This is a genomic window from Pantoea sp. CTOTU50773, assembly GCF_032082325.1.
Lineage (GTDB): Bacteria > Pseudomonadota > Gammaproteobacteria > Enterobacterales > Enterobacteriaceae > Pantoea > Pantoea communis.
The window spans coordinates 18043-32304 of the sequence record NZ_DAMDQC010000038.1 but is presented as its reverse complement, the minus strand read 5'-3'; the positions used below and the strand labels follow the sequence as shown (position 1 = coordinate 32304).

15 protein-coding genes are annotated in these 14262 nt (G+C 53.4%); 3 read left to right on the top strand and 12 right to left on the bottom strand.

What is annotated here, in order from left to right:
• Positions 1-741: DnaB-like helicase N-terminal domain-containing protein (locus RT340_RS08615; RefSeq protein WP_313375356.1), on the bottom strand; the 741-nt coding region annotated here is incomplete at its 3' end.
• Positions 742-814: 73 nt separating this feature from the next.
• Here RT340_RS08615 and RT340_RS08610 point away from each other — a divergent pair.
• A complete protein-coding gene (locus tag RT340_RS08610) occupies positions 815-1798 on the top strand; it encodes a quinone oxidoreductase (protein ID WP_097118947.1) in 984 nt (327 codons plus the stop codon).
• 185 nt (positions 1799-1983) lie between these two features.
• Here RT340_RS08610 and pspG read toward each other — a convergent pair whose 3' ends face one another.
• From pspG to RT340_RS08580, 6 genes are all read right to left on the bottom strand, one after another.
• On the bottom strand, positions 1984-2250 hold the full coding sequence (pspG, locus tag RT340_RS08605) for an envelope stress response protein PspG (RefSeq protein WP_097118946.1): 267 nt from the start codon (positions 2248-2250) through the stop codon (positions 1984-1986).
• A 385-nt stretch (positions 2251-2635) separates the two neighbouring features.
• Positions 2636-3631: a tRNA dihydrouridine(20/20a) synthase DusA gene (dusA, locus tag RT340_RS08600; protein ID WP_097118945.1), complete on the bottom strand. Its 996-nt coding sequence runs from the start codon at positions 3629-3631 to the stop codon at positions 2636-2638.
• 91 nt (positions 3632-3722) lie between these two features.
• Entirely contained in the window at positions 3723-5048 is a 1326-nt protein-coding gene (locus RT340_RS08595; RefSeq protein ID WP_034826943.1) for an MFS transporter, read from the bottom strand.
• A 48-nt stretch (positions 5049-5096) separates the two neighbouring features.
• Complete coding sequence (locus tag RT340_RS08590; RefSeq protein WP_097118944.1) at positions 5097-5954, bottom strand: NAD(P)-dependent oxidoreductase; 858 nt, start codon at positions 5952-5954, stop codon at positions 5097-5099.
• 20 nt (positions 5955-5974) lie between these two features.
• Positions 5975-6979: a transketolase family protein gene (locus RT340_RS08585; protein WP_058960072.1), complete on the bottom strand. Its 1005-nt coding sequence runs from the start codon at positions 6977-6979 to the stop codon at positions 5975-5977.
• Positions 6976-7836 carry a transketolase gene (locus tag RT340_RS08580; protein ID WP_211729072.1) on the bottom strand — a complete coding sequence of 287 codons (861 nt, stop codon included), beginning with the start codon at positions 7834-7836 and terminating at the stop codon, positions 6976-6978. Before RT340_RS08580 ends, RT340_RS08585 begins: the two co-directional genes overlap by 4 nt.
• Before the next feature lie 183 nt (positions 7837-8019).
• Here RT340_RS08580 and RT340_RS08575 point away from each other — a divergent pair, with 183 nt between their 5' ends.
• Positions 8020-8913: a LysR substrate-binding domain-containing protein gene (locus tag RT340_RS08575; protein ID WP_034826948.1), complete on the top strand. Its 894-nt coding sequence runs from the start codon at positions 8020-8022 to the stop codon at positions 8911-8913.
• Between the two features lie 119 nt (positions 8914-9032).
• On the opposite strand, the gene traF is transcribed toward RT340_RS08575, so the two are convergent.
• Positions 9033-10283, bottom strand: a complete 1251-nt coding sequence (gene traF, locus RT340_RS08570; RefSeq protein WP_097118941.1) for a conjugal transfer protein TraF — start codon at positions 10281-10283, stop codon at positions 9033-9035.
• 452 nt (positions 10284-10735) lie between these two features.
• Here traF and zur point away from each other — a divergent pair, with 452 nt between their 5' ends.
• Positions 10736-11257, top strand: coding sequence for a zinc uptake transcriptional repressor Zur (zur, locus tag RT340_RS08565; protein WP_097118940.1), 522 nt, complete (start codon positions 10736-10738; stop codon positions 11255-11257).
• A 65-nt stretch (positions 11258-11322) separates the two neighbouring features.
• Here the strand turns inward: zur and RT340_RS08560 are convergent, their stop codons facing one another.
• The 4 genes from RT340_RS08560 to RT340_RS08545 form a co-directional block, all read right to left on the bottom strand.
• Positions 11323-11535: a CsbD family protein gene (locus tag RT340_RS08560; protein ID WP_097118939.1), complete on the bottom strand. Its 213-nt coding sequence runs from the start codon at positions 11533-11535 to the stop codon at positions 11323-11325.
• 163 nt (positions 11536-11698) lie between these two features.
• The gene (gene dinF / locus RT340_RS08555) at positions 11699-13021 is read right to left on the bottom strand and encodes an MATE family efflux transporter DinF (RefSeq protein ID WP_211729071.1); all 1323 of its coding nucleotides are present in this window, start codon (positions 13019-13021) and stop codon (positions 11699-11701) included.
• A 126-nt stretch (positions 13022-13147) separates the two neighbouring features.
• A complete protein-coding gene (gene lexA / locus RT340_RS08550; RefSeq protein ID WP_034826962.1) occupies positions 13148-13762 on the bottom strand; it encodes a transcriptional repressor LexA in 615 nt (204 codons plus the stop codon).
• 105 nt (positions 13763-13867) lie between these two features.
• On the bottom strand, positions 13868-14236 hold the full coding sequence (locus RT340_RS08545) for a diacylglycerol kinase (RefSeq protein ID WP_034826963.1): 369 nt from the start codon (positions 14234-14236) through the stop codon (positions 13868-13870).
• Positions 14237-14262: the final 26 nt, after the last annotated feature.

The window sequence follows — 14262 nt, the reverse complement described above, 5'->3', positions numbered from 1 at the left end:
CATCGCGGCGTTTTCGCACAGGTTCATGGCGAAAGTGGTTTTACCCATCGACGGACGCGCCGCCACGATGATCAAATCTGAACCCTGCAAACCGGCAGTCTTTTTGTTGAGATCCTGATAGCCGGTATCCACTCCGGTGACACCATCGTGCGGGGTCGACACCAGCGCTTCAATACGCGATACCGTGGCTTCCAGAATTTGCTCAATGTTCTGCGGGCCTTCTGCTTTATTGGCGCGCTGTTCAGCAATCTTAAAGACGTTGGATTCTGCGAAATCAAGTAATTCTTCGCTGCTACGCCCCTGCGGATCGTAACCGGCATCAGCAATTTGGTTCGCGACCGAGATCATTTGGCGCACAACGGCACGTTCACGCACGATATCCGCATAAGCGCCGATATTCGCTGCACTTGGCGTGTTTTTCGCCAGCTCTGCAAGATAAGCAAAGCCACCGGCCATCTCCAGCTCGCCCAGTGTTTCCAGCGATTCAGAGAGCGTAATAAGGTCAATCGGCTGGCCCATTTCCAGCAGACGCTGCATCTCAGAGAAGATCATGCGGTGCGAACGGTTGAAGAAATCATCCGCCACCACGCGCTCGGAGACGTTATCCCAGCGTTCGTTATCCAGCATCAACCCACCGAGCACCGACTGCTCCGCTTCAATAGAGTGCGGCGGCATTTTCACGCCTTCCAGCTGACGATCGCGGGGTTCGTTGGATTTGTTGGTGGGTTTATTTCCTGCCATAGTGAATGCATTACCGATCGTGAAAGGGACGCGCAAGTATACCGTCCCAGGATGAACAATCACAGGAGTCAGAATGGCAAAGCGTATTCAGTTCAACCAACACGGTGGCCCGGAGGTACTGCAATGGGTCGATTTTGAGCTGGCCGATCCCGCCGAACATGAGGTTCAGGTCGAAAACAAGGCAATTGGCATCAACTATATCGACACCTATGTGCGCAGCGGGCTCTATCCGGTGACAGCTTTCCCGTCCGGGCTGGGCACTGAAGCCGCTGGCGTGGTGAAACGCGTTGGCTCAGGCGTGACGCGCTTTAAGCCCGGCGATCGCGTGGTCTATTGTCAGGCTGCGCTGGGTGCCTATAGCGAAGTGCATAACGTGGCGGAAGATCGTCTGGTGATCCTGCCGGAGAGCATTAGCTTTGAACAAGGTGCTGCCTCGTTTTTGAAAGGCTTAACCGTGCAGTATTTGCTGCGTCAGACCTACAAAGTGAAAGCCGATGAAATCTTCCTGTTCCATGCCGCAGCGGGCGGCGTGGGACTGATTGCCTGTCAGTGGGCTAAAGCGCTGGGCGCGCATCTGATTGGTACCGTGGGTTCCGCCGAAAAAGCGCAGATTGCAAAAAATGCCGGTGCCTGGGCGACCATTAACTATCGCGAGGAGAATATCGCTCAGCGAGTCAGTGAATTGACTGACGGTGAAAAGGTCGCGGTGGTGTATGACTCGGTGGGGAAAGACACCTGGGAGCCTTCTCTCGATAGCCTGCGTCGTCATGGCTTAATGGTGAGTTTTGGTAATGCCTCGGGCCCCGTCACCGGCGTTGATCTTGGGATTCTGAACAAGAAAGGTTCGCTGTTTGTCACACGCCCTTCGCTGTTTGGTTACATTACCAATCGTCAGGAACTGGATAATGCCAGCAACGAGTTGTTCTCGTTAATTGCCAGTCGTGCGATTCAGCTGAAGGTACCAGAAGAGCAGAAATTTGCCTTGAGCGATGCGGTGCGCGCGCATCAGGTTCTTGAGAGCCGCGCCACGCAAGGTTCCAGCTTGCTGATTCCCTAAAAAGTTAAGGGCTTCCCGAAGGAAGCCCTTTTTTCTTTCTTTTTATAGTTCGCGCTGGTGTAGGGTCAGCGGCGATGAATTCGTTTTGAATTACTTTACGCATCCTGACAGAAAACATAAGTAAAAAATATGTTTAATTGCAGATTCGTACTAAGCAATTATCGACTCTGTGATCGCTCCCGCATTTAGCGCCAACCACGCCGCTCTAACTTACTGATTTTTCTTTTCAGTCTGTTTAATTTCACTTCACCGCTCGGTGTCGTAAAGGCGCGATAAAGCCACACGGCTACCACCGCCAACACCAGCCACGGCAACAACTTGATAACAATCGCGAATAACCCGCCGAGGAACATCACAACGGTGGCAACAACCAATGCAGCGATAACGCCCAGCAGTGAAACGCCAGTCAGCAACAGCATCAGAAAAAAGCCGATAACAAATAAAATTTCCACGAAGGCTCTCCTGTGTAAGTAACACAGAGTGCATTACAAGATACGTGCCAATATAAGCATACGGTTAATACATTGAAAAATAAGATGTTATATTCAGAAGAGGTATTTCAGCAGTGATGAAATTCACTAATTATTGGTGCATTTTAAACCGTATTAACGGCAGCGATGCTTCTCTGAAGGGACAGAAATGGCCCGTCAGAAAAGCAAAGCTTCCGCGCCAGAGACAAATAGGCTGAGAGCGTTTTCAGCCATGCGCAGCATCGGGCCGTTTCCCAAAAATGGGGCGAATGTTCGCGCGGCAGATCGGCACAGAGGTGTGCTTTCCCTGGCGTTCGGACTGCCCTTTTATGGCCGGGCACACCGGCCCACCGCGACTCACCTACAATCAGGCTTCCTGTGGAATCTTATCCGCGACCAGCGCCAGTGCCGCTTCCAGCACCCGTACATCGGCACCCGGCTTATGGGCATTCTCACTTAAATGACGACGCCACTGGCGCGCACCAGGAATGCCCTGGAACAGGCCCAGCATATGGCGTGTAACGTGCCCCAGATAGGTGCCTTTGCTCAGCTCCGCTTCGATGTAAGGGTACATCGCACGCACCACCGCGACCGGATCGACAGACGGCGTATCGCGGCCGAACAGTTCACTATCCACTTGCGCCAGGATGCCGGGGTTCTGATACGCTTCACGGCCCATCATCACACCATCCATATGTTGCAAATGCGTTTTCGCCTCTTCCAGCGTCTTGATGCCGCCGTTAATCGCCATGGTCAGCGCCGGAAAATCACGCTTCAGCTGATAGACACGCGGATAATCCAGCGGCGGAATCTCACGGTTCTCTTTCGGGCTTAAACCAGAAAGCCATGCCTTACGCGCATGGATAATAAAGGTATCGCAGTTGCCCTTATTGGCCACCGTACCAATGAAATCACACAGAAATGCGTAGCTGTCCTGCTCATCAATTCCGATACGGGTTTTCACCGTCACCGGAATACTGACCACATCGCGCATCGCTTTAATGCAATCTGCGACCAGCGCGGCGTCAGCCATCAGACAGGCACCAAAGCGCCCATTCTGCACGCGATCGGATGGGCAACCGACGTTAAGGTTAATCTCGTCGTAACCGCGCGCTTCCGCCAGCTTCGCACATTGCGCCAGGGCTGCCGGATCGCTGCCGCCCAACTGCAGCGCCAGCGGATGCTCCTCTTCGCTGTACGCCAGATAATCGCCTTTGCCGTGAATAATGGCGCCCGTGGTCACCATTTCGGTATACAGCAGCGTATCGCCGCTCAACTTACGGTGAAAATAACGGCAGTGGCGATCGGTCCAGTCCAGCATCGGAGCGATAGAAAAACGTTGCGAAGAGAAAGTATCGGTCATGAAACGCAGTAAATCCGGAGTTAGTGAGTGACGAGAAACTGCGCAATGATACCACAGCAATAACGGGCGACACAGCCGCCCGTTATTTCACTCACACCGTCGGGGCTGTTGAGGTTGATGAGGCTGGCAGAGAGGGCTCGCCCACTTTCACCGGCGCGGTTTCCCGTGTGTTGAAGGCGACCCAGGTTGAAATGACACCCAGTAACGAGAACATCACCGCCGGTCCGATCCAGCCGACCATGCCGTACACGCCTGTTGCGATGAACGGCAACAGCCCCGCCACCACGGAAGCGCCGTTGTAGCCCAATGAAATACCCGAGGAGCGGACGTTAGCCGGAAACTGTTCGGAGAACCAACTCGACTCTACGGCAAATATCGGGTCATGGCTGAAGAGCAAGGACAGGGCGACAGCGACAATCACCATCATCACTGCACCGGTATTGATCAGCATAAACATGGGGATGCCAAACAGAATGGTGAAGATGGCGCCAATCAGGAATATTGGGCGACGTCCCACCTTATCACTTAGCGCGCCATACAGCAGATGGCTGCCGAGCCCCAGCGCTGAACCAATCAACGTGCCCCATAACACATGGCGCGTATCTGTGATTTCCGCCAGCACCACATAGGACAACATAAAACTGGTCGTGATGTAGTAGCCACCCGTCTCTGCCAGGCGTAGCCCCATAATTTTGACGATGGTGCGCCAGTCACGACGAATCACTTCCAGCGCGGGCTGTTGCACAATCTGCTTATCTGCTTTGGCTTTCTCGAATTCCGGCGATTCCGCGACCTGCATTCGGATAAAGATGCCAATGGCCACCATCACAAACGAGATCAGGAACGGCATGCGCCACACCCAATCACCTTCAAACAGTGCCGCAGAGAGCAGGAAAGAGCCATTCGCCAGCAGCAGGCCGAGTGGTATCCCGAGTTGCGGTACTGCACCATAGAAACCGCGCTTTTTCACGGGCGCATGCTCAAATGCCATTAACACCGCGCCGCCCCACTCTGCGCCGAATCCGATCCCCTGGATCATGCGTAATAAGATCAACAAGATCGGTGCCAGCACGCCAGCCTGCTCATAGGTTGGCAACGCACCGATCAATACGGTGGCACCGCCCATGGCCAGTAATGACCAGAACAGCACGGTTTTTCGGCCATAGCGATCGCCGAAATGGCCGGCGAGGTAGCCGCCAAACGGGCGCATCAGGAAGCCGACCGCTAAAGTGGCGAATGCCGCCAGAATGCCGACGATAGGCTCTTGCGTGTGGAAAAAGATCTTACCAAACCAGGCTGCAGCGGCGGTGCCGTAGATAAAGAAATCATAGCTCTCCACCGCTGAGCCAATCATTGAGGCGAAAGAGACTTTCGCCGCATTGTCGCGGGTGTTTGCAGGTACAGAAGTCGTGTTCATGTGTTACCCCGGTATTATCGTATTTTTCGGGCAGCAGTGATGGAGCGGTTAATTTGCAGGTTTGCTCCAGGTCTCGATCACTCTGCTGTCATCACGTTGCCCCAATCCGGCTTCTGCTGCCGCCAGATAACGAGCATGAGCGACCTGTAACAGCGGAACCTCAGCGTGGCAGGCGGTCGCCGCCTCTGCCACTAACCCGCTATCTTTGACAAAGATGTTGATGGCGCTGGAGACCGGGACATCTGTCCCCTCCAGCATGCGCGGACCACGATCTGACAACATCCACGATCCCGCCGCGCCGCGCTCGACAAGTTTCAATACCTGAGCGGGTGCTAACCCCAGCGACTTTGCCAGACTTAGCGCCTCCGCGGCTGCCACAATATGCACCGAGCAAAGGTGCTGATTGATCACCTTGATCCCCTGCCCCTCGCCAACCTCGTCACCCACTATCGACACCGATCCCATGGTTTTGAGTACTGGCTCAACAAAGGCAATGGCGGCAGATGCGCCGGAAGCAAAAATCACTAACTCACCGGTGCTGGCGCGGGCGGTTCCGCCCGTGACCGGTGCATCCACGACCTGCGCACCGGCAGCAATCAGTGAAGAAGCCGCCTCACGTACCGCCTGCGGCCCGACAGTGGACATGATGACCCAGTGCTGACCAGTCACCTGCGGCAGCGCTTCCGCCACCAGCGCCTGCAGCTGCTGTGGCGTGGCGACCATCACCACTACTACATCCGCTTCAGGTGCTTCTGCAATGCGGCTAACCGCTTCAATCCCCTGCGCCTGAGCACGCTGGCGCGACGCTTCAAACACATCCACTCCGATTACCGCATGCCCTGCACGCTGAATCTGGCAAGCCATAGGAACACCAATTGCCCCGGTGCCGACAAATATCACCTTCATGCTGTTCTCCTTTCGCGCCGTTATGCCAGCCAGACGCGAATCGCGCTGACCATCGCTTCTGTGGAAATGCCGTAGCGGTCGTGCAAAGTGGGCAACGCGCCCGCATCCAGGAACTGATCGGGCAAGCCGATTTGACGAAACACGGGCATGACCTGCGCATGCATTAACGTGGTCGCCACCGCCTCACCCAAACCGCCGACCAGGCTATGGTTCTCAACCACCACCACTAAACGCCCGGCACGGCGGCACTGGGTGATAATGGTTTCAGTGTCCAGAGGCTTGATGGTCGGTACGTGCAATACCGCAACATCGACGTTATCGGCTGCCAACGCTTTTGCTGTCTCCAGTGCTCGCATTGTCATAATCCCACTGGAAATCAGCAGCACATCACGGCCATCGCGCAGCAATTTGGCTTTGCCCAGTTCGAATTGATAATCGTATTCGTTCAGCACCAGCGGCACCTTACCGCGCAACAGACGCATATAAACCGGCCCCTGATGGTCAGCGATAGCGGCAACGGCTTGCTCCGTGTCCAGCGCATCACAAGGATCAACAATGGTCATGCCCGGAATACCCCGCATCAGCGCGATATCTTCAGTGGCCTGATGGCTTGGGCCGTAGCCGGTGGTTAACCCCGGCAGCGCAGCGCAGATTTTCACATTCAGCTGCTCTTCCGCGATCACCTGATGGATAAAGTCGTAGGCACGACGCGTGGCAAACACCGCATAGGTGGTCGCAAATGGCGTCATGCCCTCCTTCGCCATGCCACCGGCTGCGCCCATCAATAGCTGCTCTGCCATGCCCATCTGAAAATGACGTTCTGGATAGGCCTGGGCGAAGATATGCAAATCGGTGTATTTTGACAGGTCGGCAGTCAACCCAACGATCGACGGCCGGGTCGCAGCGGCTTTGACCAGCGCATGACCAAAGGGCGCAGCAACCGTGGCTTGACCTTCTGCGGCAATTGAGGCAATCATCGCCGACGTTGTCAGGCGTGGCTTTTTCTCTGTGGTGATGCTGCTCATTGCGTGGCCTCCTGAGCCTGATCGAGGATGGTGATGGCCTGTTGCCACTCGTCAGCATCCACACGAATAAAATGATTCTTTTCACGCGCTTCCAGGAATGGCACGCCTTTACCCATTAGCGTGTCCAGCAGAATGACGCGCGGCTTGGGTTCGTCTAGCGCGCGTGCCCGATCAAATGCCTGCTTCACAGCAGCAATGTCATTGCCATCCACACGCTGTACATGCCAGCCAAATGCCTGCCACTTATCTGCCAGCGGTTCAAATCCCATGACCTTGCCAGAGGGGCCATCTGCCTGCTGCTGGTTGATATCCACCATGACGATCAAATTACTCAGTTGATGATGTGCCGCTCCCATCGCAGCTTCCCAGGTTGCCCCTTCATCCAGTTCGCCATCTGACATTGAGTTGTAAACAAAAGCCGGATTTCCTTTATGACGCAATGCCAATGCCATACCGACACCAATCGTCAGCCCCTGTCCGAGCGATCCGCCTGAAATTTCCATGCCTGGCGTGTAGGTCGCCATGCCAGACATTGGTAAGCGACTATCATCAGATCCATACGTTTCCAGCTCCTCCACAGGAATCACGCCCGCTTCAATCAACGCCGCATAAAGAGCAATCGCATAGTGGCCGTGGGAAAGCAGAAAACGGTCGCGGCCTTCCCATTCGGGTTCTTCCGCGCGGTAATTCATCGCATGGCACCATGCCACGGCCAGCATATCAGCCAGTCCCAGAGCCTGGCCGATATAGCCTTGCCCCTGTACTTCGCCCATTTGCAATGCGTAGCGACGAATACGATAAGCGTGCTGTGACAGCCGCTGTGTAAGGCTCAATTCCGGTTCTGCAAGAGTCGTCATATCTGTTCCTGAAAGAAGAGAAAATCAGCAGAGTTGGCAAGCAGAAGAGCGATCTGTCATGGTGAAAGCTGCAGCGGATTCACGTGCCATTTTCACCTGCTTGCCGTTTAGCAGCAGATTACTCAGCCCTGGCGCCTGCCGACAAAAGCAAAAAATGCATCAACTGTTGAATGGGATTCACAAATGACATTATTAAAAAAAGCCCCACTTTCGCTGTTGCGCGCGTTTGAAGCCGCAGGCCGCACAGGGGCATTTACCGCCGCAGCGCAAGAGTTAGATTTGTCGCCTAGCGCCATTAGTCATGCGATTCGTAAGCTGGAGGAGACGCTCGACACGCGCCTGTTTCAGCGCAGTACGCGCGAAATCATGCTAACCAAAGAAGGGGCAATCTTGCTGGAACATATCCAGCGGGGATTTGATGAGATGCAGCGTGGGCTTTCGCTCGTCACTGCTGATGAATCGCGGCCACTGCGTCTGCACACCGCGCCAAGCTTTGCCCATCAGTGGCTATTACCCCGCCTGGGAAGCTTTATTGCCGCACACCCACATATTGATCTGCGTCTTTCAGCCAGCACCGAATATGCGCGCTTTGAGCAGGATGACTATGATTTAGATATTGTTTATGGCGAGCCGCGTCCTTCGCCTTACGAGAAAATTCCGCTGGCCGTGGAGGAATTAACACCGCTTTGCTCACCAGAGATTGCCGCACGCATCCGCTGCCCGGAGGACCTCTATCACCAATCGTTGATTCAGTGCGATGTGCAACTCTACCAATGGAAGGGCTGGTTTGAAGCCAATCACCTGACGCCTCCGCGCCATTATGGTTTGCGCTTTGACCGCAGTTTTATGGCGATTGCCGCTGCCGTTGATGGTCTGGGAGTGGTGCTGGAATCCAAATTATTAGCAGAACGAGAGCTTGCCAGTGGGCGCTTAGTTTGTCCGCTGATTGAGACCACCCAGGAGATTCACTATATCGGCCATTACCTGGTGTTCCCACGGCATCAGCATCGCCACTTTGCGTTAGATAGCTTTAAAGATTGGCTACTTTCCCAGTTGAATCTGGCACAGCTTCGCTGATTGATAACGATCACAAATTCTGCGCCCAGGAATGAAACAGGCCGCCAATGGCGACCTGTTTTTGTGAGCATGTTCACGCCATTTCAGGGTGAATGTTAGCGTGATGTGAAATGACGCAATCAGAAGTTAAATCCGAGCTGCAGCATGCCGCCCCAGGTATTATCGTCACCCACTGAACCAGCAAGATCCAGATGCACCGTGTTGTTAAACGGTGAAACGCCCAGACCTGCGGTAAACACATTGGCATCATTTGATTTCATATCCGCACGATAACCCGCGCGCAGTGCTAACCAATCCAGCACGCGATACTCGGCCCCCACTCCCGCATATTGGCTGCTTTCTTCCGATTTGAAACGCTTGGTTTGCGTCAAATCAACATCGCCTGCCAGGGTGAACGCGCCGTAGTTCCAGGCCAGACCTGACGTGACCAGCGGACGGATTTGATAGGTATCGCGGTAGCCTTCCACTGTTTTGGTGTCGATGTCGCGTGAGATCAGGTTCTGCCCTGTCACACCCAACGTCCAATGCTCACCAAAGTCGGTCGCGATGCCTGCATCAATGTTGAAGCCGGTATCGGAACTGCGGTATTGGCTGTTGTTGATATTACTTTTATCAAAGTTATAAATACTGGCGGTGTAGTTATACAGCCAGGTTTTTTGCAGCTTTGGTGTCACGCCCACAGAAACCGGATGGCCAGCGACATCAAATTCATGTGCCAGTGCCACACCATAGTCCGTGACTAGTGCTGCCAGACCATGACCGCTCGAACTCAGTTTATCCTGATCGCCTGGCACGGGGATCACCGTGCCGTTAGCCACACCGCGCAGATAGGTAATATCGCTGTCCACAACGTTAGCCTGCACACTGGCCGTGCCGTAGGCTTTGGTAATAAAGGCAAAAGGCAGTGTTTCATTCGGTACAGTAACAGCAAAAGCGACACCCGCAGTACCGTGTGCTTTATCACCCTTTAAGTCATCCAGCTGATTAGCCATATCACCAGCCGCAGCCTTTAATTCCGGATAACCTCTTAAATAGTCGGCAAACGTCAGATTGTCGATCACGTTTTTGTAGCGATCAACACTGTCCGTGATGTCATCAACTTTGTTAATTAATTTGTCTTTGTCGGTAACCTGCACACCGGCTGAAGGGAATATGACGCTGACGTTATCTTCAGGTTTGGCTTTGGTCATCAATGCCGGGTTAGCCAGCACCGCTGAACTCCAGGTTGACGAAGCGACGCCGGTGCCACCCATGGCATCGTTACGCGCGTCATACCATGTACCTGCTGCCAGAGCTGAAGAAGAAAGAAATACTGCATTCAAACCAACAAGATAAGCTACTTTTTTGTGCCTGAATAATGTCTTCACCATGAGCCTGCCATCACCTTTGAAATGTCGCTGAATAACTCAGAAACGAAACAGTTTAGTTAGCCGCTATTCTGAACCCTGGCTAACACATCATTGCTGTGAATTAAAAGGAAATAGCACTGCTGTTCACAGAATTGGATACAACCACACCATTCTGTTGTTTAGTTATGCAGAAAAATGAACAAATCCTAAATTGATGCCAGATATTACTTAAGGCCTTTTGAACCTTAGACGCTAACCCGGTGAGTTGCAAAGCAAAAATAGCGTGATAATTACGCTATATGACTGATCTCATAGAGGGTCTGAAATGAGCAGTTTTATCAGCACAACAGGAAGGTTAAGTTAATTTATTGATTAACGAGATTTTTCCTGGTCTTTAACCGGGTAAAAAGCAATCACAGCAGGGTAAAAGTTTGTGTGATAAAATAACATCGCCTGCAACCTGGAGAACACTTATGTCAAACCTCACGCCCGCACAACTGCTTACTCAGGCAGAATCCCTTTGCCTTGACCGCGGCGTGCGCCTGACCACTCAACGCGCTGAAGTGTTGCGTTTAATGGCTGAGCAGAATGGTTCGATCAGTGCTTACGATCTGCTGGATCAACTTCGCATCAGCGAGCCGCAGGCTAAACCTCCGACCATTTACCGCGCGTTGGATTTTCTGCTGGAGCAGGGTTTTATTCATCGTGTCGAATCAAATAACAGTTATGTGGTTTGCCACCATTTCGACGAGCCTGCGCATACTTCGGTGATGCTGGTGTGTGATGGTTGTGCGGCAGTCAGTGAAAAACACGCACAGGGCGTAGAAAAGATTATTTCGGGATTGGCCGATCAAGCCGGTTTCTCATTGCGCCACACGGTTATTGAAGCCCATGGTTTGTGTGAAAACTGCGCAGAAGTCGCAGCGTGCAATCATCACGATAGCTGCGATCACGATCATGAGATTGATACGAAAAAGAGAGTGAGAAAAGGGTGAGTGGCACTTCCTTGTGCCTTGCCGACGGGTGATCGGCGGGGTAGGAGCATCTTCCTTAATTCCGGTTACCAGCGGTAATCTTTATTGTGACTTTCCCAGTCTTTCACTTCGCTTTCGGCCTGGTCTTTCGCGTAGCCGTAGCGTTCCTGAATTTTACCGACAAGCTGCTCGCGCTTACCTTCGATGACCGTCATATCGTCATCCGTCAGCTTGCCCCACTTCTCTTTCATTTTCCCTTTAAACTGCTTCCAGTTACCGCTCGCTTCGTCTTTGTTCATCATAATCCTCCACATCATCCTGAGTGAGATGCGATGATCTCCTGATAAATCAGGTAATCACCCACACAACGCGCTACTCAATTGCGCCGTATGAGATAATTATAGTAGCCAGATAGGATTACGCAAAAAATACAGAATAATCTGTAGTTTACGCTTCGCTTATTCAAACAGTGAACCAGCTATCGTGTCGCCAGTGACGTCGCCACATCCACCAGAGCGTCAAGCCACGCAAGGCAAGAAACACCGTCACCGCCAGCCATAAGCCGTGATTACCGAGCCACGGGAGTGTCAGCAAGGCAAGCCCATAACCCACTGCCGCCATCACCATGCTGTTGCGCATTTCGCGCCCGCGCGTGGCACCGATAAACATACCGTCCAGCAGATAGCACCAGACACCGATCAGCGGAAGAATCACCTGCCAGCCAAGATAGCGATCGGCCATCTCTCGCAGTGGCTCAAGCGAAGTGAGCAACGCCACAATTTCGGGGCCGGTTATTGCATAGATGGCTGCGAACGCCAGGGCAACGATACCAGCCTGACGGCAGGCAGCATGCCAAATCAGTAATAAGCGACTGCGATCTCGCGCCCCCACCGCTTCACCGGAGCAGGCCTCCACGGCATAGGCAAAACCATCCAGCGCATAGGCCGTAAACGTCAGGAACATCAGCAGTACGGCATTCACCGCAACAACATCTGGCCCTAAACGCGCGCCTAGCAAGGTGAGTGACGCGAAACAGATTTGCACCATTAGCGAACGCAGCATGATGTCGCGGTTGAGCCGGAACAGGCGTGCCGCATCACCACGCCAACTCTGTTTTAGCTGATTGAAAGAAATGCCGCGCAACTTAAGCACACGTACCACCATCCATAACCCCACACCCAGCGTGACGTACTCTGCCACCGCCGTTGCCGCCGCCGCACCTGCAACGCCCCAGTGAAGCTTCAGCACAAACAGGAGATCGAGCAGGATATTCACCAGGTTACCGACAATGAGCAGCACCATCGGCGCTCGCGCATATTGCACGCCAAGCAACCAGCCCAAAATCACCAGATTGGCTAAGGTCGCCAGTGCGCTAAGCCAGCGAATGTTGATAAAAATTTGTGCCTGGTGTTGCACTTCCGGGCTGCCGCCCATTAATGAGGCTGCGATCAAACTGAAGGGCGCGCGCAGTAATAAAAACAGCACGCCCGCCACCAGGGCGATCAGCAAAGGTTGCGTCAACGCCCGCGCTAAAGCGGTTTTATCGTTCGCGCCAAACGCCTGCGCAGTCAAACCCGTGGTGCTCATGCGCAGGAACAACAGCAACATAAAGATGAAACTGGTCGCCGTTGCACCTACCGCCACGCCACCGAGGTAAATGGGGCTATCGAGATGGCCAATCACTGCCGTATCGACGACACCGAGCAGCGGAACAGTAATATTGGAGAGAATCATCGGCAGCGCCAGCCGCCACAATGCTTTATCTGAGGAGGAAAACAGCCGCATTCGCCCGTTCCATTGTTGCGCTGGTCAATAGGACCATTAACCGGCAATCAGCCTGAAGAGGAAAATCAATGTATCAGACTGCGGTCAGCACAGCGACCAACCGCAGCGGGGGAATTCAATGAGAGATTAAAGCCATTCGCCGTTACGTACGATGCCCACAGCCAAACCTTCAACGGTCAGAGCCTGCTCACGGGTATCGACCACAATCGGCTGGAATTCGGTGTTTTCTGGCAGCAAATGCACAATTGCACCCTGCTTTTTCCAGCGTTTGACGGTCACTTCATCATCAATGCGCGCCACTACAACCTGACCATTACGGACTTCCTGGGTTTTATGCACAGCAAGCAAGTCGCCATCCATAATCCCGATGTCTTTCATCGACATACCACTCACTCGCAGCAGAAAATCGGCGGTAGGTTTAAACAGATTGGCATCAACCTGATAGTGCGCTTCGATGTGCTCTTGCGCCAGCAGCGGCTCACCAGCGGCCACGCGCCCGATCAGCGGTAACCCTTCGGAGACTTCTTCTTCCATTAGCAGGCGGATGCCGCGAGATGCACCGGATACAATCTCGATGACGCCTTTACGCGCCAGTGCTTTCAGATGTTCTTCCGCAGCATTGGGCGAGCGAAAACCCAGTTGCGCAGCAATTTCCGCACGCGTTGGCGGCATGCCGGTCTGGTTAATGTGGTCGCGAATCAGATCATAGACCTGTTGCTGCCTGGTGGTTAACGCTTTCATCCCGCCCCCTGGTTGTTTATACAGTCGCTGTGAGTATATACAGGTATTGGCGAAATGAAAACCAAAACAGAGGGAAAAATCAGCGGTTTGAAGATTCTGGAATACCTATCGCAAATGCGACCAGAGCAGTGCGATCCAGACAAACAGAGCCAGTAAGATAGCCAGCAACACCGCCGCTGAGCCCATATCTTTTGCTCGTCCGGCTAAAGGATGGCGCTCTTGCCCAATGCGGTCCACCACCGCTTCAATGGCGCTATTCAGGATTTCAACGATGATCACCAGCACCACGGAGCCAATCATCAGCACACGGGAAATCGCATCAACATCCAGCCAGCAAGCCACCACAATCGCCACCAGTGCAGCAATGGCTTCCTGACGAAATGCGGCTTCATGTTTCCAGGCGGCGCGCAAGCCCTGCCAGGAATAACCGGCTGCATTCACTATTCTTTGAATACCGGTGACGTTATTTGCCATGCTTTGGAACCCTTGATGTGATTTGG

Excerpts from the sequence above, each read along its gene's own strand:
- lexA (WP_034826962.1), bottom strand. The coding sequence starts at position 13,762 with ATGAAAGCGTTAACCACCAGGCAGCAACAGGTCTATGATCTGATTCGC.
- RT340_RS08585 (WP_058960072.1), bottom strand. The coding sequence starts at position 6,979 with ATGAGCAGCATCACCACAGAGAAAAAGCCACGCCTGACAACGTCGGCG.
- RT340_RS08545 (WP_034826963.1), bottom strand. The coding sequence starts at position 14,236 with ATGGCAAATAACGTCACCGGTATTCAAAGAATAGTGAATGCAGCCGGT.
- zur (WP_097118940.1), top strand. The coding sequence starts at position 10,736 with ATGTCAAACCTCACGCCCGCACAACTGCTTACTCAGGCAGAATCCCTT.
- RT340_RS08560 (WP_097118939.1), bottom strand. The coding sequence starts at position 11,535 with ATGAACAAAGACGAAGCGAGCGGTAACTGGAAGCAGTTTAAAGGGAAA.
- RT340_RS08590 (WP_097118944.1), bottom strand. The coding sequence starts at position 5,954 with ATGAAGGTGATATTTGTCGGCACCGGGGCAATTGGTGTTCCTATGGCT.
- RT340_RS08575 (WP_034826948.1), top strand. The coding sequence starts at position 8,020 with ATGACATTATTAAAAAAAGCCCCACTTTCGCTGTTGCGCGCGTTTGAA.
- dusA (WP_097118945.1), bottom strand. The coding sequence starts at position 3,631 with ATGACCGATACTTTCTCTTCGCAACGTTTTTCTATCGCTCCGATGCTG.
- RT340_RS08580 (WP_211729072.1), bottom strand. The coding sequence starts at position 7,836 with ATGACGACTCTTGCAGAACCGGAATTGAGCCTTACACAGCGGCTGTCA.
- dinF (WP_211729071.1), bottom strand. The coding sequence starts at position 13,021 with ATGCGGCTGTTTTCCTCCTCAGATAAAGCATTGTGGCGGCTGGCGCTG.
- traF (WP_097118941.1), bottom strand. The coding sequence starts at position 10,283 with ATGGTGAAGACATTATTCAGGCACAAAAAAGTAGCTTATCTTGTTGGT.
- RT340_RS08595 (WP_034826943.1), bottom strand. The coding sequence starts at position 5,048 with ATGAACACGACTTCTGTACCTGCAAACACCCGCGACAATGCGGCGAAA.
- RT340_RS08610 (WP_097118947.1), top strand. The coding sequence starts at position 815 with ATGGCAAAGCGTATTCAGTTCAACCAACACGGTGGCCCGGAGGTACTG.